The 21005-nt window shown below is 32.2% G+C and carries 32 protein-coding genes; all 32 read left to right on the top strand.

All coding sequences use genetic code 11. From position 1 onward, the window contains the following. Positions 1-9: 9 nt before the first annotated feature. Positions 10-378 (top strand): 50S ribosomal protein L14, encoded by a 369-nt coding sequence (gene rplN / locus ACJDU8_RS11370; protein ID WP_406792275.1) that lies wholly within the window; start codon positions 10-12, stop codon positions 376-378. Positions 379-396: 18 nt separating this feature from the next. Next, the gene (gene rplX, locus ACJDU8_RS11365; RefSeq protein WP_406792274.1) at positions 397-714 is read left to right on the top strand and encodes a 50S ribosomal protein L24; all 318 of its coding nucleotides are present in this window, start codon (positions 397-399) and stop codon (positions 712-714) included. Positions 715-737: 23 nt separating this feature from the next. After that, a complete protein-coding gene (gene rplE / locus ACJDU8_RS11360; protein WP_406792273.1) occupies positions 738-1283 on the top strand; it encodes a 50S ribosomal protein L5 in 546 nt (181 codons plus the stop codon). 12 nt (positions 1284-1295) lie between these two features. Further along, positions 1296-1481: a type Z 30S ribosomal protein S14 gene (locus tag ACJDU8_RS11355; protein WP_406792272.1), complete on the top strand. Its 186-nt coding sequence runs from the start codon at positions 1296-1298 to the stop codon at positions 1479-1481. A gap of 30 nt (positions 1482-1511) precedes the next feature. Continuing rightward, positions 1512-1910: a 30S ribosomal protein S8 gene (gene rpsH / locus ACJDU8_RS11350; RefSeq protein ID WP_406792271.1), complete on the top strand. Its 399-nt coding sequence runs from the start codon at positions 1512-1514 to the stop codon at positions 1908-1910. A gap of 76 nt (positions 1911-1986) precedes the next feature. Next, positions 1987-2529 carry a 50S ribosomal protein L6 gene (gene rplF / locus ACJDU8_RS11345; RefSeq protein WP_406792270.1) on the top strand — a complete coding sequence of 181 codons (543 nt, stop codon included), beginning with the start codon at positions 1987-1989 and terminating at the stop codon, positions 2527-2529. Positions 2530-2547: 18 nt separating this feature from the next. After that, on the top strand, positions 2548-2907 hold the full coding sequence (gene rplR / locus ACJDU8_RS11340; protein WP_406792269.1) for a 50S ribosomal protein L18: 360 nt from the start codon (positions 2548-2550) through the stop codon (positions 2905-2907). 16 nt (positions 2908-2923) lie between these two features. Next, positions 2924-3421 (top strand): 30S ribosomal protein S5, encoded by a 498-nt coding sequence (gene rpsE, locus ACJDU8_RS11335; RefSeq protein WP_406792268.1) that lies wholly within the window; start codon positions 2924-2926, stop codon positions 3419-3421. Between the two features lie 12 nt (positions 3422-3433). Next, positions 3434-3613, top strand: a complete 180-nt coding sequence (gene rpmD / locus ACJDU8_RS11330) for a 50S ribosomal protein L30 (protein ID WP_406792267.1) — start codon at positions 3434-3436, stop codon at positions 3611-3613. A 16-nt stretch (positions 3614-3629) separates the two neighbouring features. Then, a complete protein-coding gene (rplO, locus tag ACJDU8_RS11325) occupies positions 3630-4070 on the top strand; it encodes a 50S ribosomal protein L15 (RefSeq protein WP_406792266.1) in 441 nt (146 codons plus the stop codon). Position 4071: 1 nt separating this feature from the next. Beyond that, positions 4072-5352 carry a preprotein translocase subunit SecY gene (secY, locus tag ACJDU8_RS11320; protein ID WP_406792265.1) on the top strand — a complete coding sequence of 427 codons (1281 nt, stop codon included), beginning with the start codon at positions 4072-4074 and terminating at the stop codon, positions 5350-5352. A gap of 25 nt (positions 5353-5377) precedes the next feature. Further along, positions 5378-6031, top strand: coding sequence for an adenylate kinase (locus ACJDU8_RS11315; RefSeq protein WP_406792264.1), 654 nt, complete (start codon positions 5378-5380; stop codon positions 6029-6031). Then, positions 6028-6777: a type I methionyl aminopeptidase gene (gene map, locus ACJDU8_RS11310; RefSeq protein WP_406792263.1), complete on the top strand. Its 750-nt coding sequence runs from the start codon at positions 6028-6030 to the stop codon at positions 6775-6777. Before ACJDU8_RS11315 ends, map begins: the two co-directional genes overlap by 4 nt. A gap of 102 nt (positions 6778-6879) precedes the next feature. Next, entirely contained in the window at positions 6880-7098 is a 219-nt protein-coding gene (gene infA, locus ACJDU8_RS11305) for a translation initiation factor IF-1 (protein ID WP_406792262.1), read from the top strand. A gap of 17 nt (positions 7099-7115) precedes the next feature. Next, entirely contained in the window at positions 7116-7229 is a 114-nt protein-coding gene (gene rpmJ, locus ACJDU8_RS11300; protein ID WP_025434559.1) for a 50S ribosomal protein L36, read from the top strand. Positions 7230-7440: 211 nt separating this feature from the next. Beyond that, complete coding sequence (gene rpsM, locus ACJDU8_RS11295; RefSeq protein WP_406792261.1) at positions 7441-7812, top strand: 30S ribosomal protein S13; 372 nt, start codon at positions 7441-7443, stop codon at positions 7810-7812. 18 nt (positions 7813-7830) lie between these two features. After that, positions 7831-8229 carry a 30S ribosomal protein S11 gene (gene rpsK / locus ACJDU8_RS11290; RefSeq protein WP_406792260.1) on the top strand — a complete coding sequence of 133 codons (399 nt, stop codon included), beginning with the start codon at positions 7831-7833 and terminating at the stop codon, positions 8227-8229. A gap of 22 nt (positions 8230-8251) precedes the next feature. Further along, complete coding sequence (gene rpsD / locus ACJDU8_RS11285) at positions 8252-8872, top strand: 30S ribosomal protein S4 (protein WP_406792259.1); 621 nt, start codon at positions 8252-8254, stop codon at positions 8870-8872. A gap of 69 nt (positions 8873-8941) precedes the next feature. Next, positions 8942-9889, top strand: a complete 948-nt coding sequence (locus tag ACJDU8_RS11280) for a DNA-directed RNA polymerase subunit alpha (protein WP_406792258.1) — start codon at positions 8942-8944, stop codon at positions 9887-9889. A gap of 47 nt (positions 9890-9936) precedes the next feature. Continuing rightward, complete coding sequence (rplQ, locus tag ACJDU8_RS11275; protein ID WP_406792257.1) at positions 9937-10278, top strand: 50S ribosomal protein L17; 342 nt, start codon at positions 9937-9939, stop codon at positions 10276-10278. 308 nt (positions 10279-10586) lie between these two features. Further along, entirely contained in the window at positions 10587-11432 is an 846-nt protein-coding gene (locus tag ACJDU8_RS11270) for an energy-coupling factor transporter ATPase (protein ID WP_406792256.1), read from the top strand. Then, positions 11417-12271 (top strand): energy-coupling factor transporter ATPase, encoded by an 855-nt coding sequence (locus tag ACJDU8_RS11265; RefSeq protein WP_406792255.1) that lies wholly within the window; start codon positions 11417-11419, stop codon positions 12269-12271. The genes ACJDU8_RS11270 and ACJDU8_RS11265 overlap by 16 nt, the downstream gene beginning before the upstream one ends. 12 nt (positions 12272-12283) lie before the next feature. Beyond that, positions 12284-13093 carry an energy-coupling factor transporter transmembrane component T family protein gene (locus ACJDU8_RS11260; protein WP_406792254.1) on the top strand — a complete coding sequence of 270 codons (810 nt, stop codon included), beginning with the start codon at positions 12284-12286 and terminating at the stop codon, positions 13091-13093. Then, a complete protein-coding gene (gene truA, locus ACJDU8_RS11255; protein WP_406792253.1) occupies positions 13093-13827 on the top strand; it encodes a tRNA pseudouridine(38-40) synthase TruA in 735 nt (244 codons plus the stop codon). Before ACJDU8_RS11260 ends, truA begins: the two co-directional genes overlap by 1 nt. 177 nt (positions 13828-14004) lie before the next feature. Next, on the top strand, positions 14005-14439 hold the full coding sequence (rplM, locus tag ACJDU8_RS11250; RefSeq protein ID WP_406792252.1) for a 50S ribosomal protein L13: 435 nt from the start codon (positions 14005-14007) through the stop codon (positions 14437-14439). A gap of 25 nt (positions 14440-14464) precedes the next feature. Then, positions 14465-14857 (top strand): 30S ribosomal protein S9, encoded by a 393-nt coding sequence (rpsI, locus tag ACJDU8_RS11245; RefSeq protein WP_406792251.1) that lies wholly within the window; start codon positions 14465-14467, stop codon positions 14855-14857. A gap of 238 nt (positions 14858-15095) precedes the next feature. Further along, positions 15096-15794 carry an N-acetylmuramoyl-L-alanine amidase CwlD gene (gene cwlD, locus ACJDU8_RS11240; RefSeq protein ID WP_406792316.1) on the top strand — a complete coding sequence of 233 codons (699 nt, stop codon included), beginning with the start codon at positions 15096-15098 and terminating at the stop codon, positions 15792-15794. A gap of 278 nt (positions 15795-16072) precedes the next feature. Then, entirely contained in the window at positions 16073-17056 is a 984-nt protein-coding gene (locus ACJDU8_RS11235; RefSeq protein ID WP_406792250.1) for a GntR family transcriptional regulator, read from the top strand. Between the two features lie 102 nt (positions 17057-17158). Beyond that, entirely contained in the window at positions 17159-18463 is a 1305-nt protein-coding gene (locus tag ACJDU8_RS11230) for a methylaspartate mutase subunit E (RefSeq protein WP_406792249.1), read from the top strand. A 54-nt stretch (positions 18464-18517) separates the two neighbouring features. Beyond that, entirely contained in the window at positions 18518-19360 is an 843-nt protein-coding gene (locus tag ACJDU8_RS11225) for a fumarate hydratase (protein WP_406792248.1), read from the top strand. A gap of 76 nt (positions 19361-19436) precedes the next feature. After that, a complete protein-coding gene (locus ACJDU8_RS11220) occupies positions 19437-20003 on the top strand; it encodes a Fe-S-containing hydro-lyase (protein ID WP_406792247.1) in 567 nt (188 codons plus the stop codon). A 283-nt stretch (positions 20004-20286) separates the two neighbouring features. After that, positions 20287-20982, top strand: coding sequence for a citrate lyase holo-[acyl-carrier protein] synthase (gene citX / locus ACJDU8_RS11215; RefSeq protein WP_406792246.1), 696 nt, complete (start codon positions 20287-20289; stop codon positions 20980-20982). The last annotated feature ends 23 nt before the right edge of the window (positions 20983-21005 follow it).

Here is a 21005-nt window from a genome sequence, read left to right as displayed (position 1 = left end):
GTGTTTTCAATGATTCAGCAACAGACGTTATTGAAGGTTGCGGATAATTCCGGTGCTAAAGTGATCATGTGTATAAGAGTTTTAGGTGGATCCACAAGAAAATGGGGAAACATTGGTGATATAATAGTTGCTAGCGTTAAAAGTGCAACACCAGGCGGTGTTGTTAAAAAAGGAGAAGTTGTTAAGGCTGTTATCGTTAGATCGGCAAGAGGTTTAAGGAGAGCAGATGGTTCATATATAAAATTTGATGAGAATGCTGCAGTTATAATAAAAGAAGATAAACAACCGAGAGGAACTCGTATCTTTGGGCCGGTTGCAAGAGAGCTAAGAGATAAAGATTTTACAAAAATATTATCATTAGCACCTGAAGTTTTATAAAGTAAGGAGGTGGCTACGATGGCAAAAGTACATGTTAGAAAAAAAGATACGGTAATGGTTATATCAGGAAAAGATAAGGGAAAAACAGGAGAAGTTTTAACTGTAATACCTAAATCAGCTAAGGTTATTGTTAACGGTATTAATATAGTTTCAAAACATCAAAAGCCAAATAGGCAGAATATGGAGGGCGGCATAGTTCGTAAAGAAGCCCCTATATATAGTTCAAAAGTAATGTTATATTGTGATAAATGTAAGAATGTGACTAGGATAAGTCATAAGATATTAGATGATGGAACAAAAGTTAGAGTATGTAAAAAGTGCGGAGAAACATTATAAATCTTTGAAAGGAGGCCCAAAGTATGAGTTTAAGGTTACAGGAAAAATATCAAAAAGAAGTAGTTCCAGCGTTGATGGAAAAATTTGGGTATGAAAATATAATGCAAGCACCAAAACTTGATAAAATAGTTATAAATATGGGTGTGGGAGAAGCTAAAGACAACCCAAAAGTTTTAGAGTCAGCTGTTAGTGATCTAACTATAATTACAGGACAAAAACCAGTTTTGACCAGAGCAAAAAAATCCATAGCGAATTTTAAATTAAGAGAAAATATGGCAATAGGATGTAAGGTTACTTTGAGAAAACAATACATGTATGAGTTTGTAGATAAGTTAATGAATGTTGCCTTGCCAAGAGTTAGAGATTTTTCAGGAGTATCAGATAAGTCCTTTGATGGTAGAGGAAACTATTCATTAGGAATTAAAGAACAATTAATATTTCCTGAGATAGAATATGATAAAATAGATAAAGTTAGAGGTATGGATATTGTTTTTGTTACCACTGCCAATACTGATGAAGAAGCAAAAGAATTATTGAGATTATTCGGAATGCCATTTGCTCAAAAATAAGGAGGGAGAAATGTGGCGCGTAAAGCTTTAATAGAAAAATGGAAGAAAGAGCCTAAATATGCAACTAAAGCTTATACAAGATGTAGAATATGCGGAAGACCTCATGCTGTATTAAAAAAATATGGTATATGTCGTATATGTTTTAGAGAATTAGCATATAAGGGTGAAATACCAGGCTGTAGAAAAGCGAGTTGGTAATTTAGTTATTGATGAAAGGAGGCACAATCAATGGTAATGACTGATCCTATAGCAGATTTGCTTACACGTATAAGAAATGCCAATGTTGTTAGACATGAAATAGTAGAAGTACCCTCTTCAACTATTAAAAAGGCAGTATTGAACATAATGCTTCAGGAAGGGTATGTAAAAAATTTAGAGGAATATGCAGATGGTTCTGTTAATATGATAAGACTTTCAATGAAATATGGTAAAAATAAAGAAAGAGTTATAACTGGACTTAAGAGAATATCTAAACCTGGCTTAAGGGTTTATTGTAGAAAAGAAGAAATTCCTAAAGTTTTAAATGGGTTGGGAGTTGCGATAATATCTACTTCTAAAGGAATTGTTACAGATAGAGAAGCAAGAAAGTTAGGAGTAGGTGGAGAAGTACTTTGCTACATATGGTAGTATTGGGTATAATATAGAATATATGAAAAATATAGATGATATTTATTGCTAAACAAGGAGTACAGGAGGTGTAATTATGTCAAGAATAGGAAAACTTCCAATAGCTATTCCAAGTGGTGTGGATTTTGCAGTAACACCAGAGAATGTTGTTACTGTAAAAGGAGCTAAAGGCCAACTTGTGAAAGCTATGACAAAAGATATTAATATTACTGTTGAAAACAATTCAGTAGTGGTTACAAGAAATAATGATCAAAAGCAATCAAGATCTCTTCATGGATTAACCAGAGCTTTAATAAATAATATGGTTGTTGGTGTGACTGAGGGATATTCAAAAACATTAGAATTGATAGGAGTCGGATACAGGGCTCAATTACAGGGGAAAAAATTAGTTTTAAGTTTAGGATTTTCACATCCTGTTGAAATAGAAGCAGTTGAAGGAGTAACTTTTGAAACACCATCTGCTACAAAAATTGTAGTAAAAGGTATTGACAAAGAATTAGTGGGAAATGTGGCAGCAGACATAAGATCATGGAGAGAACCTGAACCTTATAAGGGAAAAGGAATTAAATATGATAATGAAGTTATAAGACGTAAAGAGGGTAAAACTGGTAAGAAGTAGTAGAAAGGAGTGAGTTTCATGTTCAAAAAATATGATAGAAAAAAACTAAGAAAAAAACGTCATCTAAGAGTTCGTAAGAAAATTTTTGGAACAAGTGAAGTTCCAAGGCTTTCGGTATATAGAAGTGAAAAAAATATATATGCCCAAATAATAGATGATGTAAGAAGAACAACTCTAGTTTCTGCTTCAAGTGTGGATAAAAATTTTGAAGGTATTGGAAGTAATAAAGAAGCAGCAAAAGTTGTTGGTAAAGTGATAGCTAGTAAGGCTATTGAAAAGGGAATTAAAGAAGTAGTTTTTGATAGAGGCGGATATATATATCATGGAAGAGTACAGAATCTTGCGGAAGGAGCAAGAGAAGGTGGATTACAATTCTAAATAAGGAGGGAAATAAATGAGAATCGATCCTAGCACTTTAAATCTTAAAGAAAAAGTTGTATTTATAAACAGAGTCGCTAAGGTTGTTAAAGGTGGTAGAAATTTTAGATTCAGTGCCCTAGTTGTAGTGGGAGATGAAAATGGCCATGTAGGTGTAGGAACTGGAAAGTCTATAGAAATACCTGAGGCAATTAGAAAAGGAATAGAAGATGCAAAAAAGAATTTAATCGAAGTTCCAATAGTTGGCACTACAGTACCACATAATATAACTGGTCAGTTTGGAACAGGAAAAGTGTTTATAATGACAGCCAGTGAAGGAACAGGAATTATAGCAGGTGGTCCTTCAAGAGCAGTACTTGAACTTTCAGGATTAAAGGATGTTAGAGCAAAATCTGTTGGTTCTAATAATCCAAGAAATATGGTAAATGCTATCATTGATGGTTTATCAAAACTAAAGACAGCAGAACATATAGCTAGTCTTAGAGGTAAAACTGTCGAAGAGATTTTAGGTTAGGAGGGAATGTCTTTGGCTAAACTTAAAATAACTTTGAAAAAAAGTTTAATAGGGAGAAGAAAAGATCATATTGCCACTGTTAATGCTCTTGGATTGAGAAAGATAGGAAAAATTGTAGAGCAGGAGGATACCCCTCAAATAAAAGGCATGATTAAAAAAGTTAGTTATCTTTTAGAAGTAGAAGAAGCATAGTAAGGGAGGTGCAAAAATGAAACTTCATGAGTTAAGACCAGCAGAAGGATCTAGAAAGTCACGCAAAAGGGTTGGTAGAGGTACTGGTTCAGGACTTGGAAGAAATGCTGGAAAAGGTGAAAAAGGACAGAAAGCTAGAGCTGGCGGCGGGGTAAGAATAGGCTTTGAAGGCGGACAAATGCCACTTTATAGAAGAGTTCCTAAAAGAGGATTCACTAATATATTTTCAAAAGATTATTCTGAATTAAATGTTGAGAGATTAAATGTATTTGAAGATGGAGCGGAAATTACAGCAGAACTACTCTTAGAAAAAAGAATGATAAGTAAATCTAAGGACGGTTTAAAAATACTTGGAAATGGCGAGTTACAAAAGAAGCTTACAGTAAAAGCAGTTAAGTTTACAAAGACTGCAGTGCAAAAAATAGAAGCGGCTGGAGGAAAAGTAGAGGTGATATAATATGCTATCAACCTTGCGTGATGCTTGGAAAATTCCAGAATTAAAAAAGAGAATACTATTTACGCTATTTATGGTAATAATTTTTAGGGTAGGAAATTTTATTCCTGTTCCAGGGGTTGACACTTCAAAGTTAACTGATCTAACTAATAATGGCTCACTATTTGGATTTTATGATCTCCTATCAGGAGGTGCATTTAGTAGATTTAGTATATTCGCTATGGGAGTTATTCCATTCATTAATTCTTCTATCATAATGCAATTACTTACAGTTGCGGTGCCTCGTTTAGAGCAGTTATCTAAAGAGGGAGAAGAAGGAAGAAAGAAAATACAAGAATATACTAGATATGCTTCAATACCCCTTGGGATAGTTCAAGGATTTAGTATATATGCTATAATAAGTAGAGCAGGTGCCCTTATAGATCCAGGAAACAAACTGAGTATATTTATGATAATATTTACGGTAACTACAGCATCGACTTTTCTTATGTGGCTTGGAGACAAAATTACAGAACACGGTATAGGAAATGGAATTTCTCTTGTAATATTTGTGAATATTATTTCTAGATTTCCATCTGCAATATCTGGAATGTTAAAACTTCAACAAGTTGAAATAGTTAATTTTGTAGAGACAATAGGATTTGTGGCAGTGATAATTTTATTATTTGTGGCAGTGGTAATTATGAGTTTGTCGGAAAGAAGAATTCCTATACAGTATGCAGGTAAAACTAATGCAGGAAGAATGTATAAAGGACAATCAACACATATTCCTATTAATGTAAATGGTGCAGCTGTTATTGGAATTATATTTGCTATATCAGTTATGCAGTTTCCAACAACAATAGGTCAATTTTGGCCTAACTCTGGTTTTACTCAATTTGTAACAGCAAGTCCATTTAGTCCATTTAAGCAAAGTAATTGGCTATATCCTGTACTTTATTTTCTGCTGACAATTTTTTTCACTTGGTTTTATACTGAAGTAACCCTTAAACCAGAAGAAATGGCTGAAAATATGAATAAGTCTTCTGGATTTATACCAGGAATAAGGCCAGGAGAACCTACGGCTATATATATAGAACGAATTTTAGCTAGAGTGGCGGTTTTAGGAGGGGCTTTTGCTGGAATAATAGCAATATCTCCTATATTAGCAGAAACTTATACTAATTTTAAAGGTATATATTTTGGTGGAACGGGTTTGCTTATTATAGTAAATGTTGCTATTGAAACTGTAAGACAGATAGAGTCGCAATTATTGGTGCGTCATTATCATGGATTTTTGAATTAAAAAGTATTTTGGAGATGTGGTACAGATGAAAATAATTTTATTGGGTCCTCCAGGGGCTGGGAAAGGCACTCAAGCTAAATTTATTAGTGAGGAGTATTTTATACCCCATATATCTACAGGAGATATTTTTAGAAAAAATATTTCTGAGAAGACTCCCCTTGGAATGGAAGCTAAAAAGTATTTAGATGAAGGTAAGTTAGTACCTGACGAAGTTACTATAAACATAGTTAAAGATAGGTTAAGTATGGATGATTGTAAAAGTGGATTTTTGCTGGATGGATTTCCAAGAACTGTATATCAAGCTGAAGCTTTAGATGCATTTTTAAATAGTAATGATAAAAAAATAGATGTGACTTTGCTTATAGATGTTCCTAAAGAACTGATTTTTGAGAGAATGACAGGCAGGAGGGTTTGTCCGTCTTGCGGCGCAAGTTATCACGTAAATTTTAATCCTCCTAAGCTGAAAGGTAAATGTGACTTATGTCATAATGATATTGTACAAAGAAAAGATGATACAGAAGCTACTGTTAAGGATAGATTAGATATATATGATAAACAAACTGAACCTTTAATTGATTATTATAAAAAACAAGGTGTAATTTCGACAGTAAATGGTGACGGGGAAATAAATCAGGTCTTTGAAAAGGTGAAAAGCATCTTAGGAGCTGTTTATCAATGATAATAATTAAAACAGATAGAGAAATCGAACTTATGAGACGTGCAGGTAAACTTGTAAGTGAAACATTGTCAGAAATTGAAAGTGCAATAAAGCCTGGAATATCTACTGAGGAATTGGATAGAATTGCAGAAAAGTATATAACAAAACATAATGCAAAGCCATCTTTTAAAGGATATTATGGTTTTCCAGCTTCTATATGTACTTCTGTTAATGAAGAAGTAGTTCATGGAATTCCATCCAAGAATAAAGTTTTGCGAGAGGGTGATATAATCAGCGTCGATTGTGGAGCAATACTAGATGGATATCATGGAGATGCTGCAAGAACCTTTGCAGTTGGCAAAGTTTCCATTGAAGCAGAAAAGTTAATTGAAGTAACAAAAGAAAGCTTTTTTAAAGGTATTGAAAAAGCGGTATCAGGAAATAGATTAACTGATATATCTGCTGCTGTTCAGGACTATGTAGAAAGGTTTGGTTTTTCTGTAGTTAGAGATTATGTGGGTCATGGTATTGGTAGTAATATGCATGAAGATCCTGAGATACCCAATTATGGAAAAGCAGGAAGAGGTCCTAAACTCGTGAAAGGTATGGTATTGGCTATAGAGCCTATGGTGAATATAGGTAAATATAACGTGACCGTACAATCCAATAATTGGACTGTTGTTACTGTGGACGGAAGTTTATCGGCCCATTACGAAAATACCATTGCTATTTTGGAAGATGGTCCAGAAATATTGACTTTAATTTAGAATGTTGACTTTAATTAAAGTGTTAATATGATGTTGGTTAGTATTAAATTTAGGTTAATTAAGTTTTTATAGCCAACAATAATGAGGAGGTTTGATTACCTTATGTCAAAAGACGACGTTATTGAAATGCAAGGTACGATTTTAGAAGCTTTACCTAATGCAATGTTTCAAGTAGAATTAGAAAGCGGACATAAAATATTAGCACATATATCTGGCAAATTAAGAATGAATTTTATAAGGATATTACCAGGTGATAAAGTTACGGTAGAACTTTCTCCTTATGATTTAACTCGTGGGAGAATAACCTGGAGAGCAAAGTAATTTAAGGAGGGTTAGCCATGAAAGTGAGGCCGTCAGTTAAGCCTATATGTGAGAAATGTAAAATTATAAAGAGAAAAGGGAGAGTAATGGTTATCTGTGAAAACCCTAAGCACAAACAAAAACAAGGATAAGATAATATAAATTCAGGTAAACATTGGTGAGTGTGTTATAAATAAAATTATATATAAAGCTAATAGTTTATAATTTGATTTACCAAGTGATTATGTTTTAAAGTGCGGCTGCAACAGGATAGTTAATTATTCTGTTGGCTTTAAAACTTTATATAATAAACTTAACATAACTTAATGCTACAGATTATATACTCAGGAGGTGTAAATTTTAATGGCAAGAATAGCAGGTATTGACCTACCAAAAGAAAAAAGAGTCGAGATAGGTCTAACTTATATATATGGCATAGGATTACCAACTTCTCAGAAAATCTTGGAGGAAACAGGAGTCAATCCAGATACCCGAGTTAAAGATTTAACAGAAGAAGAAGTTAATTCATTAAGAAATTATATAAAGAATCTAAAAATTGAGGGTGACTTAAAAAGAGAAGTAGCCCTTAATATAAAGAGATTAATAGAAATAGGTTCATATAGAGGTATAAGACATAGGAAGGGCCTTCCAGTTAGAGGACAAAAAACGAAAACTAATGCGAGAACCAGAAAAGGGCCTAAAAAGCTTGTAGGAGCTAAGAAAAAAGCTAAATAAATTTAAGGAGGGAAAAAGATGGCAGCTGGGAGAGCTAAAAGAACAACTAGAAGAAAAAAGGAAAGAAAAAATGTTGAGCATGGCTGTGCACATATCAGATCAACTTTTAATAATTCAATAGTTACAATTACAGATGCTGCTGGAAATACTTTATCTTGGGCTAGTGCAGGAGGCTTAGGATTTAGAGGTTCTAGGAAAAGCACTCCATTTGCCGCACAGATGGCAGCAGAAACATCAGCTAAAGCGGCTATGGAACATGGATTAAGAAGTATTGAGGTATATGTTAAAGGACCAGGAGCTGGCAGGGAAGCAGCAATAAGATCACTTCAGGCAGCAGGACTTGAGGTTACTTTGATCAAAGATGTTACTCCAATACCACATAATGGATGCAGGCCACCAAAAAGAAGAAGAGTTTAGTTAATAGGAGGTGTAAAATTTAATGGCAAAATATACTGGAGCTGTATGCAGACTCTGCAGAAGAGAAGGTTTAAAATTATTCCTTAAAGGGGATAGATGTTATACAGATAAATGTGCGTTCTCAAGAAGGGGTTATGCACCAGGACAACATGGACAGGGAAGAAAGAAATTATCTAACTATGGTTTGCAGTTAAGAGAAAAACAAAAATCTAAGAGAATATACGGTTTGTTAGAAAAACAATTTAGGAAGTATTATGATAAAGCTGACAGGAAAAAGGGTATAACAGGTGAAAACTTGTTAGTTTTACTGGAAACAAGGCTTGATAATGTAGTTTATAAGTTAGGCTATGGTCAGTCAAGAACAGAAGCTAGACAGTTAGTAACTCATGGACACTTCCAGGTTAACGGTAGAAAAGTAGATATTGCTTCTTTTAAAGTATCAGTTAATGATACTATAACTGTAAAAGCTAGTAGTAAAGCATCAGAAAAATTTAAGACTTTTGCAGAGAATCCAAAAACTTTACCAGCTTGGCTAGAAGGTAATATTGAAAATTTTGAAGGAAGAATTGTTAGGGAACCGGCTAGAGAAGAAATAGATGTTCCTGTTAATGAAACATTAATTGTAGAGTTATACAGTAAGTAATTAATTAATTATGGAATCAGTTGCCCTCAGAAGATACATTATTAGATAAATAGAAGGAGGGTTATATTCATGTTAGAAATAGAAAAGCCCAAAATAGAATGTGTTGAAACTAGTGAGGATGGTAACTATGGGAAGTTTGTAGTAGAGCCATTAGAGAGAGGTTATGGTATCACTCTTGGTAATGCACTTAGAAGGATTCTCCTTTCTTCCCTTCCAGGAGTTGCAGCCAGTCATGTTAAAATAGATGGCGTACTTCATGAATTTTCAACTGTTCGTGGAGTAAAAGAAGATGTGGCAGAGTTAATTCTAAATATAAAAGAACTAGCCTTGAAAATGAATGGTGATGGCATTAAAACTATATATATAGACGCACAAGGTCCTGGAGAGGTTGTTGCAGGGGATATAAAGACAGATGGTGATGTTGAAATAGTTAATAGGGATTTACATATAGCTACCTTAGATGAGAATAGTAAACTATATATGGAAATAACTGTTAATGGCGGCAGAGGATATGTTTCTCAAAGAAGAAATAAATTTGAAGATATGCCTATAGGTACAATTCCTGTAGATTCTATATATACTCCTATTAAGAGAATAAATTTTGATGTAGAAAATACAAGAGTTGGTCAAATAACTGATTATGATAAGTTATCTTTAGAAGTTTGGACTAATGGCACTATATTACCAGATGAGGCTGTAAGTTTATCAGCTAAGATTCTTATAGAACATTTTAAATTATTTATGACTCTTACGGATCATGCAAATAATGTTGAAATAATGGTAGAGAAAGAAGAAGATAAAAAAGAGAAAGTTCTTGAAATGGCTATAGAAGAACTAGATCTTTCTGTAAGAAGCTACAATTGCTTAAAGAGAGCTGGGATAAACACAGTACAAGAGTTAACTGAGAGAACCATGGATGATATGATGAAAGTTAGAAATTTGGGTAAAAAATCTTTAGAAGAAGTTGAACAAAAACTTGATGCTTTAGGGTTATCGTTGAAACAAAGTGAAGATTAAAAGCTATTAAAATAAAGAACGGATTATATAGAAAAGGAGGGATATAAATGGCACAACATCGTAAGTTAGGACTTCCATCTGATCATAGAAAAGCAATGTTAAGAAATCTGGTTACTAGTTTTTTAAAGCACGGAAAAATACAAACAACGGGAACTAGGGCAAAAGAAGCTAGAAGTTTGGCAGAAAAGATGATTACTCTTGCCAAAAGAGGAGATCTTCATGCTAGAAGACAAGTGCTTTCTTTTGTAACTGAAGAGGAAGTTGTAAAGAATTTATTTACTGATATAGCTCCTAAATATGCAGAGAGAAATGGTGGTTATACTAGAATGTATAAGGTAGGACCAAGAAGAGGTGATGGAGCCGAGTTAGTTATACTGGAGTTAGTATAAAATTCAAGGGGTTAAGTAAAGCTAGCTTAATCCCTGTTTTTCTATGAAAGTTTAAGCTGAAGATGTCCTATGACCATCCTTAAGACCCTTATTCATTTAATCAAGTGATTCTAAGATTCAGCTGGAGTTTGCTTATGAGAAATGATTTCATCCACTTGAATCTTAGAGAAACTTATAAAGGCGCATGGTAGTGCGTATCTCTCACTTTAAACAAGGTGGGAGTAATAGCTAATTACCACGTTGGGATAAAAACTTTAAGTGAAACCAAGAATTTGATTGTATTCTATCAAATTAGAGAGGTGTTTTCCATGGGAAAAAATATGATATTATGTAAAGATGTAAGTTATAAGTATGAAGATAGTGATAAGGAAAATTCAAAATTAGCTGTAGATCATGTTACTTTTCAAGTGGAAAAGGGAGAATTTCTTGTTATTCTTGGAAGAAATGGATCAGGAAAATCTACCATAGCTAAGCACATAAATGCTCTCTTAATTCCAACTGATGGAAAAGTCTATGTAGAAGATTTTGATACATGTGATGAAAAAAACACATGGAATATAAGGAATAAGGCAGGAATGGTTTTTCAAAATCCAGATAATCAAATAGTTGCTACTATTGTAGAAGAAGATGTTGCTTTTGGACCGGAAAATTTAGGAATAATTCCTGAAGAAATAAGATTGAGAGTTGATGAATGCCTAAAGAAAGTAAATATGTATGAATATAAAAGATATGCACCTCATCTGCTTTCAGGTGGCCAAAAGCAAAGAGTTGCTATAGCAGGAGTGCTTGCTATGCGGCCAGATTGTATAATATTTGATGAATCTACTGCTATGTTAGATCCATCGGGCAGAAAGGAAGTAATGAAAACAATAAAAGAAATAAATAGTAAATATAATATGACAGTAATTTTAATTACACACTATATGGAAGAAGCAGTAGAGGCACATAGAATAATCGTTATGGATGAGGGAAAAATTATAATGGAGGGTACTCCTAAAGATATATTTAGTCAGGTACGTAGAATGAAAGACATTGGACTTGATGTACCTCAAATGACAGAACTGGCTTATGAACTTAAAGTCAATGGAGTAAATATTAAATCGGATATATTAACTATAGATGAGATGGTGAGTGAATTATGTCGATTAAAATAGAAAATTTAACTCATATATATATGAAAAATTCGCCTTTTGAGAATAAAGCATTGGATAACGTGAATATTGAAATTAGGGATGGAGAATTTGTTGCTCTTATAGGACACACAGGCTCTGGAAAGTCAACACTCATACAACATATAAATGGACTGTTGAAACCGCACTCAGGAAAAATAATAGTGGATGGGGTAGATATAACTGAAAAGAAGATTAATTTAAACTTTATAAGAAAAAAAATTGGACTTGTGTTTCAATATCCAGAATATCAATTATTTGAGGAAACTATAGAAAAAGACATTGCTTTTGGTCCCAGAAATTTGGGATTAAGTGATGATGATATAAATAAAAGAGTAAAAAGAGCCATGGACATAGTTGGCTTGAAATACGAGGAATATAAAGGTAGGTCTCCCTTTGAATTAAGTGGAGGGCAAAAGAGAAGAGTTGCCATAGCAGGAGTAGTTGCTATGGAACCTAAAGTTCTTATATTAGATGAACCTACGGCAGGTCTTGATCCTAAAGGTAGAGATGATATTTTGGGAAAAATAAAAGATTTACAGAAGGAATATAAATTAACTATAATATTGGTATCTCACAGTATGGAAGATGTAGCTAAACTTGCAGATAGGATAATTGTAATGCATGATGGAAAGTGTATACTTGATGGGGCTCCTTCAGAAATTTTCAAAAAAATCGATATCTTAGAAAGTGTAGGACTTGCAGTGCCTCAGGTAACTTACATGGTAAAAAAACTTAAGGATAAGGGAATAAATATATCAGAAGATATATTTACTATAGAACAGGCAAAACAAGAAATACTTAGACTATTAAATAAAGGTTAGGAGAGCTAGCAAATGATTAAGGATATTACAATAGGCCAATATGTACCTGGCGATTCTTTTATTCATAAATTAGATCCAAGAGCTAAGATACTAATATCTTTAATGTATATTGTGGATTTATTTATAGTAAATAGTTTCAAAGGGTATATATTTATAGTAGTATTTACATTAATTTCAATACTTGTATCTAAAGTGCAATTTACATATATATATAAAGGTCTTAAACCAATATTTGTATTGGTTCTTATAACTGCAGTATTGAATATATTTATGACTGGAGGAGCTAGTCCACCTTTATTTAAGTGGAAATTTTTAGTTGTACATAAAGAAGGACTTATTATGGCTGCATTTATGGCATTAAGACTTGTGTTTTTAATTATAGGCACATCACTATTAACCCTAACTACGTCTCCTATTGAATTGACAGATGGAATAGAAAAACTCTTGAATCCCTTAAGAAAAATAGGAGTACCTGCTCATGAGTTAGCTATGATGATGACCATAGCATTAAGATTTATACCTACTTTGATGGATGAAACAGATAAGATAATGAAAGCACAAATAGCAAGGGGAGCTGATTTAGAGTCTGGAAATCTCATACAAAAAGCTAAAGGTTTAGTTCCTATTTTAGTTCCACTTTTTATAAGTTCTTTCAGACGGGCAGATGAACTAGCCATGGCAATGGAAGCCAGGTGTTATAGGGGAGGAGAAGGAAGAACCAGAATGAAAGAACTGAAATTAAGCAGCAAAGATTTTATAGCGTCTCTATGCACCCTGATTTTAGTGGGTATTTCTATATTAAGTAGAATATGGTGGGGATAATGAAAAATGTAAAGCTGATTATAGAATATGATGGAACAAATTATTCTGGATGGCAGAGGCAGGATAATGCTATTACTATTCAACAAAAGCTAGAAGAGGCAATTGAAATAGTTACAGGTAATTTTTCAGGAGCCATTGGTTCCAGCAGGACAGACGCAGGAGTTCATGCTAGGGGATTTGTCTGTAACTTTTTTACTAATAGTAGGATACCTTCTTCGAATTTTAAAATGGTGTTAAATGCAGCATTGCCTGAGGATATAGTTATACTGGATTCCACAGAAGTAGATAGCAGTTTCCATGCTAGATTTGATAGTATAGGTAAAAAATATAGCTATACTATAATAACGGGGAACAATCCACCAGTTATTGGACGACAATATGTTTATTATTTTAGAAGAAAACTGAATGTAGAAAAAATGAGAGATTCGTGTAAGTATTTTATAGGAACTTACGATTTTTCTGCGTTTAAAAAGAAGGGAAGTTCAGCCAAATCTTCTGTTAGGACTATAAAGGAACTAACAGTTTCAAAGGAAGAAAATTTAGTTAGATTTAATGTAATGGGAGATGGCTTCTTGTATAATATGGTGAGAATAATAGTAGGTACTCTTTTGGAAGTGGGAGTAGAGAAATTCAAGCCAGAATATGTAAGTGATATTTTAGCATCTAAAGACAGAGCAAAAGCGGGAAAGCCCGTGCCAGCTAAAGGTCTCTGCCTGGAAAAAGTGTTTTATTAGATTGACACGCCAGGAGCATTGTATTATAATATAAATGTTTGTATTTTGAGTATAAAGGATTCATTAGCCCCGGATCTTTATATAGAGAATAAGTATATTCAAGTTTTATAAATCTCATTTTGTAGAATTAAAGATAAGAGAGGAGTTGAAAACCGTTAACTATGTAACGGGAAAGCCATGAAATCATATATAGCAAAAGCTGATCAAATTGAAAGAAAATGGTATGTTGTTGATGTTGCCGGAAAGCCCCTTGGAAGAGTGGCAAGTCAGGTTGCTTCAATATTAAGAGGTAAACATAAGCCTATATTTACACCACATGTAGATACAGGAGATTTTGTAATAGTAATAAATTCTGAAAAGGTACTTTTGACTGGTAAAAAATTAGATCAAAAAATGTTGAGACATCATTCATTGTATCCAGGTGGATTAAAAGAAACTCCATATAGAGAGGCATTAGCAAAAAAACCAGAGTTTGTATTTGAAGAAGCGGTAAGAAGAATGCTTCCAAAGGGAGTTTTGGGAAGAAAAATGTTGAAGAAATTAAAAGTATATAAAGGTGCTGAACATAGTAATGAAGCTCAAAAACCAGAAATATTAGAATTAAAATATTAGGTTAAAGCTGAAAGGAGGATAAAAAATGGCTAAAGTTCAATATTTGGGTACGGGAAGAAGAAAAAAATCAATAGCAAGAGTTAGACTTGTGCCAGGTGAAGGCAAGGTAACTGTAAATAAAAGGAATATAGAAGAGTATTTTGGATTAGAAACTTTAAGGGTTATAGTTAATCAACCATTAGTATTAACTTCAACTAATGGAAAATTTGATGTATTGGTAAATGTTCATGGAGGAGGATTTACCGGTCAGGCTGGAGCTATAAGACATGGAATATCAAGAGCTCTTTTAAAAGCAGATGAAAACTTAAGATTGGAACTTAAAAAGGCAGGATTCTTAACAAGAGATCCAAGGATGAAAGAAAGAAAGAAATATGGACTTAAAAAAGCAAGAAGGGCTCCACAGTTCTCAAAGAGATAATAAAAACATATTACGAAACTGGCAGCGTCCTATGGAAGGATAGTTTATCTAAGAAATTCAAGCTAAAACAATAAGAGAGATTGTAATTTAGATTTTGTTGATTTAAGTTATGGTCTCTATTTTTTTAGGTACATATAAAAATACATAAATTGTATTAATAACTTTTAAATGCTTAGGTAAAAATATATATTAAAGCTCAAATAATTATAAGGAGTGAGGTTTGTTGAATACAAAAAATATGAATTTCGTATTTGCTGTGTTGCTAACGTTAATATTTATTTTTACCTTAGATATTATATATATGCCTTTTGGAATAAGTAGTAATATTGTTAAAGCATCACAGAAGGATGATATTATAATACTTCTAGATCCCGGACATGGAGGCATAGATAGTGGAGCTGTATCAAAAGATGGAATAATGGAAAAAGAAATAAATTTAAAAATAAGTAATAAGCTCAAGGACAAGTTATCTAAAAGGGGATATAAGGTATTTATGACCCGTTATGAGGATCAGGGACTTTATACAGATGAAGGCAAAATAAGAAAGAAAAAAGTGGAAGATTTAAACAATAGATGCAAACTAAAAGAAGATTCTAAATGCCATATGTTTATAAGTATACATCTGAATATGTTCCCTCAATCTAAATACTATGGAGCTCAGGTGTGGTATTCTAAAAATGAAAATAGTAAAAAGTTAGCAGGTATTCTTCAGAAAAATTTAGTCAGCGATTTAGATAAGAATAATAACAGAAAAGAAAAGGCAGCGTTTGATTCCTATAAAGTACTTCGTTGTAAGGATAACATGCCTTCTATATTAGTGGAATGTGGATTTTTATCCAACACTGAAGAAAAAGACAAATTAATGAAAGATGAATATCAAGATAAAATAGCAGAATGTATAGTAAGGTCCATTAATGAATACTATTCTTCAAATTGAAATCTATAGATATTTAGTTATATTAAAGACTGCAGTACTTAAGCATAGGTAACTGCAGTTGTTAAATCATCTTCAAATAAATAGCTGGAGGCACACTGGTACATTAGGATAAAAAAATATTAATGATATTATTATATCTAAAACAATAGTTGAAATGAAATATTTGATTCAAAAACTCTTGAATTTCAACAGTATGGAAAGAATATTGATATTTGTATTGCACTATGCTAACATTTAGGTAAAGAAAAGGATTCGTATATTAGTTCGTTAGTTTTGAGGTGAGTAAGATAAATATAGACGTTAAAATAAATAAAGATAGTGACGTTCCACTGTATTTACAGGTTAAAAAGCAGATAATAGATTTATTAAAAAATAATATTTTAAAAGTTGGAGATAAAATGCCTACAGAAAGAGAATTATCTGAAAGATTGAGGGTAAGTAGAAATACTATAAGCACGGCTTATAATGAGTTAGAGCAGGATGGCATTTTAAGATCCTATCAGGGAAGGGGAACTTTTGTTGAGGGAGAAGTGAATCCGTGGAAAATCCAAAACATGAAGCAAAAAATAATGAAATTTATAGACCTTGGATTTGAAGAGGCTGTTGAAACAGGAATGGATGCAGAGGAGTTCTTGGAGATTGTAATTCAAAGAGTAAGAGAAAAAAAAGAATTTATGAGTAAGATAACTGCTGTATATGTAGAATGTAATATTGAACAAGCTAAAATATTTGCTGAACAACTTATGGAAAGTACAAATATGAATGTAATTCCTATTACCATTAAGGATATAGAAAATGGACATAATGAGATTAATGAGATTATAGAAAGGAGTCAGGTCATAATAACTACATTTAATCATGTTAATGAAGTAGTTATTATGACAAAGAGGTTTCAAAAAGAAATAATAGGTGTTGAAATAAATGTGGATTTGGAAACTATAGTTAAAATTGCAAGATACCCCAAAGCCACTAAATTTGCATTTATATGTATATCTAATGAATTTATGTTTAAAGCAAGAGGGGCATTGGAGAAGGCTGGACTTCATAATATAAACATACAATTTACTAATACCATGGATAATCAGGAACTTATAAAGATAATAAATGGTTCAGACGTATTAGTAGTATCACCGGGGAGATATGAAAATGTTGAATTGTATAATGTACATAAGAAGCAAATAATGAAATTTCTATATAATTTAGACAATAACTCCATAAAAGTTCTAAAATCTAAAATAGTTGAACTTAAATATAATAAATGATTAGTTATAATATGTTGTATTCCGATAACAAGGATAATGTAAATATTAGTTGTTTGAATTTAATATAAAGTGTAGTAAGTTGAAAATATAGAGGGGATATATATGGAACTTAGAAACAAAAAGTGGTCGGAAGAAGATTTTTTTAAAATTAGAAAACAAGTATTAAGTTATAAAACTGCAGATAAGAAAGTTGATTTTAAACATACTATAGAATTTTTGAAAAGAATACCGGAAAACAAGAATTTTTCTAACAAACTTATGATAGCAAAAGAACAGGGAATAACTTTAGTACAACTTGCAGTGTCAGATACGTCAGAGGAATATGTTAGTTTATTGAAAGATTTACAAGACCAAAGCAGTGAAGATTTAATCTTAACCAACATACATAACCATGGAATACAACATGAAATTAACAAAAAAGATAAATTTTCTGTATTAAATTATTCAGTTGAAGAATATAGAGAAATATATGAATCTATTAATTTGCCTCTTGAAGCTACGTATAGTACTCCTGATTCTAGGCTTTTAGTAGAAATGATTCATGCATGTGGATTCACTTCTAGCCAGGGGGGAGGAATATCTCATAATATACCCTATGCAAAAGATGCATCTATAGAGAAATCAATTTTAGATTGGCAATACTGTGATAGATTGATTGGATTTTATCAGGAGCAGGGTATATCCATAAATAGAGAACCTTTTTGTGAATTCACCTATCATACTTTGATTCCTCCAAGTACTTTAAATGCCATATCTATAATAGAAGGATTGCTTTCAGCAGAACAGGGGGTTAAAAATATAACCGTGGCAGTAAGACAATGTGGTAATTTAATTCAAGATATAGCATCTATAAAAGCCCTGGAAGAACAAACAAATGAATATATGAAGGAATATGGATATGATGATGTGTGCATAACTACAGCATTTCACCAGTGTATGGTAGAACCTTATGAAGATGAGGCAAAAACTTTTGGAGTTATATCTATAGGGACAGTTACAGCAGTTTTAGCGGGGGTTACAAAGATTATAGTAAAATCACCTAAATCAACTAAAAAACTTAATAGTGCCATAATACGTGCTACAAAGATGCCATTGGATATTTTGGGTGGACAAAGGCTTGCTATGTCAAAGGAACTGGAAACAGAGATAGTTATAATTAAGGCAGAGGTAAAGTGTATATTAGATAAGGTATTTGAATTGGGGGAAGGAGATTTAGCTATAGGAGCTGTAAGAGCATTTGAAACTGGAGTTATAGATATTCCTCTTGCCCCTAGTAAGTATAATGCAGGCAAAATGACCTCTGCAAGAGATGATGCAGGGGCAATTAGGTATGTGAAATTTGGCAATATACCTTTAACCCAAGAATTAAAAAACTTTAATCGAAGAAAAACAAAGAATGGAATATAGAAAAGAAATTTTAAAATAGTTTAAGCAGTGTATTAGGGGGAATAGTGTTAAATTATGAGGGAAATACATGTGTTTGATATAGTAAAAGCTGTAAAAAAACTCTGTATAGATGCTAATTATTATCTTTCACAGGATGTGAAAAATAAGATAGAGGAATGTGCAGAGGAAGAAAATTGGCCTATAGCCAAAGATATTTTATATAAAATACTTAAAAATGTGGATATATGCAATAACGAAAGTCTGCCTATGTGCCAAGATACAGGAATGGCTTGTATATTTATAAAAATTGGACAGGATGTTCATATAACAGGTGGAAATATAGAACAGGCTGTGAATGAGGGAGTTAGGCAAGGATATATAGAGGGATACCTAAGAAAGTCTATAGTTAAAGATCCTCTAGATAGAATAAATACCGGAGATAACACTCCAGCAGTAATATACTATGAAATAGTTTCGGGAGATAAATTGAATATAACAGTGGCTCCTAAGGGGTTTGGCTCAGAAAATATGAGCCAAATTAAAATGTTAAAACCAGCAGATGGACTAGAGGGAGTTAAGGAATTTGTAATAAAAGTAGTAAAAGATGCTGGACCTAACCCCTGTCCTCCCATGGTTGTAGGAGTAGGTATAGGAGGAACTTTTGATAAAGCTGCTAACCTTGCCAAAAGGGCACTCATAAGACCTTTATCTCAGAGAAATAAAAATAAATTTTACGAAGATTTGGAAAAAGAACTTTTATGTAGGATAAATTCTCTTGGAATAGGACCCCAGGGATTTGGAGGTAAAACTACAGCCTTGGCAGTAAATATAGAAACTTACCCTACACATATAGCGGGATTACCGGTGGCAGTAAATATAAATTGTCATGTTACAAGACATAAAGAAATAGAATTATAATAATTATAAATATATAATATAAATTTCAAATAGTAATGATAGGAGTTGAAAAATCGTTTATTTAACGGTGTTTATAATGGAAAAGAGTATAATGTCTCCTTTAACAGAAGAAAAAATTAAAAATCTAAAAGCAGGGGATAGTGTTTTAATATCGGGAATTATATATACCGCTAGAGATGCTGCCCATAAAAGATTAATAAAATTACTAGAGGAAGGCAAGGAACTTCCTCTAGATATAAAAAATTCAATAATATACTATGCAGGACCTACACCTGCCAAAGAAGGTAATGTTATAGGTTCAGTGGGACCGACTACCAGTTATAGAATGGATTCTTTTACGCCTATGTTATTAGATAGAGGATTAAGGGGAATGATAGGAAAAGGACTTCGTTCAAAGGAGGTTATAGAATCTATAAAGAAGAACAAAGCGGTCTACTTTGCTGCTATAGGAGGTGCCGCAGCAATTATAGCAAAATGTGTAAAAAAGGTAGAAATAGTGGCTTATGAGGATTTAGATTCAGAAGCTATAAGAAAATTAGAAGTAAAAGACTTACCTGTAATTGTAGCAATAGATTCAAAAGGTAACAATTTATATGAATTAGGACAGAAAAATTATTTAGATGCTAGTATGTCTACATTGTAAAATTTAAATATTTATAAAATAGATTATCCTGTATTCAACAGGATAATCTATTTTATAAATATTTTTCAAGAAATTACAGTGGAATCTTAAAAAAATTCTGCCTATTTACGACATAAAGCTTGTGGAGATTCACCGAAAAAAGTATAATTATGAGTATACTACTAAGTTAAACATAAGAAAATTTATAAAAATGAATGTCCTGGATATTATAGAAGTCATTTTTTAAAAAATATAAAAAGGAGGTTATAGATATATAAGAATTATTAATTCTTATTATTATATTATGGGTATTGATTTAACTGTAGATAATTTTAATGCTAAGGATGACATAAATAAGGAGCAAAATGATAATAATAAAAATAAAGATGAATTAACTAGCAATATGGAATGTGAACTGATTAAATCCATATATGTAAATTGTATTTCAGAGAATTATAATGGAATAGATGCAATTATAGATAAAAAATATACTAGAGAAGATATTATTAAAGATAAAAAGCAAAGGGAATGTAGGAGAAAATGGCTTATAAAAGATTATTTGGCGCCTCTTCTTTCCATGAAGGTTAATTATCCAGGAGTTTGTAAAAATAATTATGTAAGTTTTAGGATAATGAAAATATTTGGTATTTTGGTAATTAATGAATTTAAAGATAAAATAATGTATAAAGATTTACAGGTAACCAGTGAAGGACCTGTATTAACTTTGGTTATCAATGATGATGTTTGTCATATAAAAAAAAGAGTTATTGAAATAGAAGAAAGCCATGTTTTAGGAAAATGTATTGATATGGAAGTATACAACAGTAGTGGAATTAGGTTAAGTAGAAAAAAGCTTGGGTTTGAACCAAAAAAGTGTTATATGTGCCATGGAGAAGTATATAATTGTATAAAGAATAAAACACATGACATTAATGAAATGAAAAAATGTATAAAGGATGAGCTGGAAAAGTATTTAAAAGATAATAAGCTCAACAATTAAATTAATTTTTTAAACAAATAATT

This window comes from Candidatus Clostridium eludens, from assembly GCF_045310515.1.
Taxonomy (GTDB): Bacteria; Bacillota; Clostridia; order Clostridiales; family Clostridiaceae; genus Clostridium_B; species Clostridium_B eludens.
The sequence above is the reverse complement of the archived record's forward strand: the minus strand, read 5'-3'. Positions and strand labels throughout refer to the sequence as shown.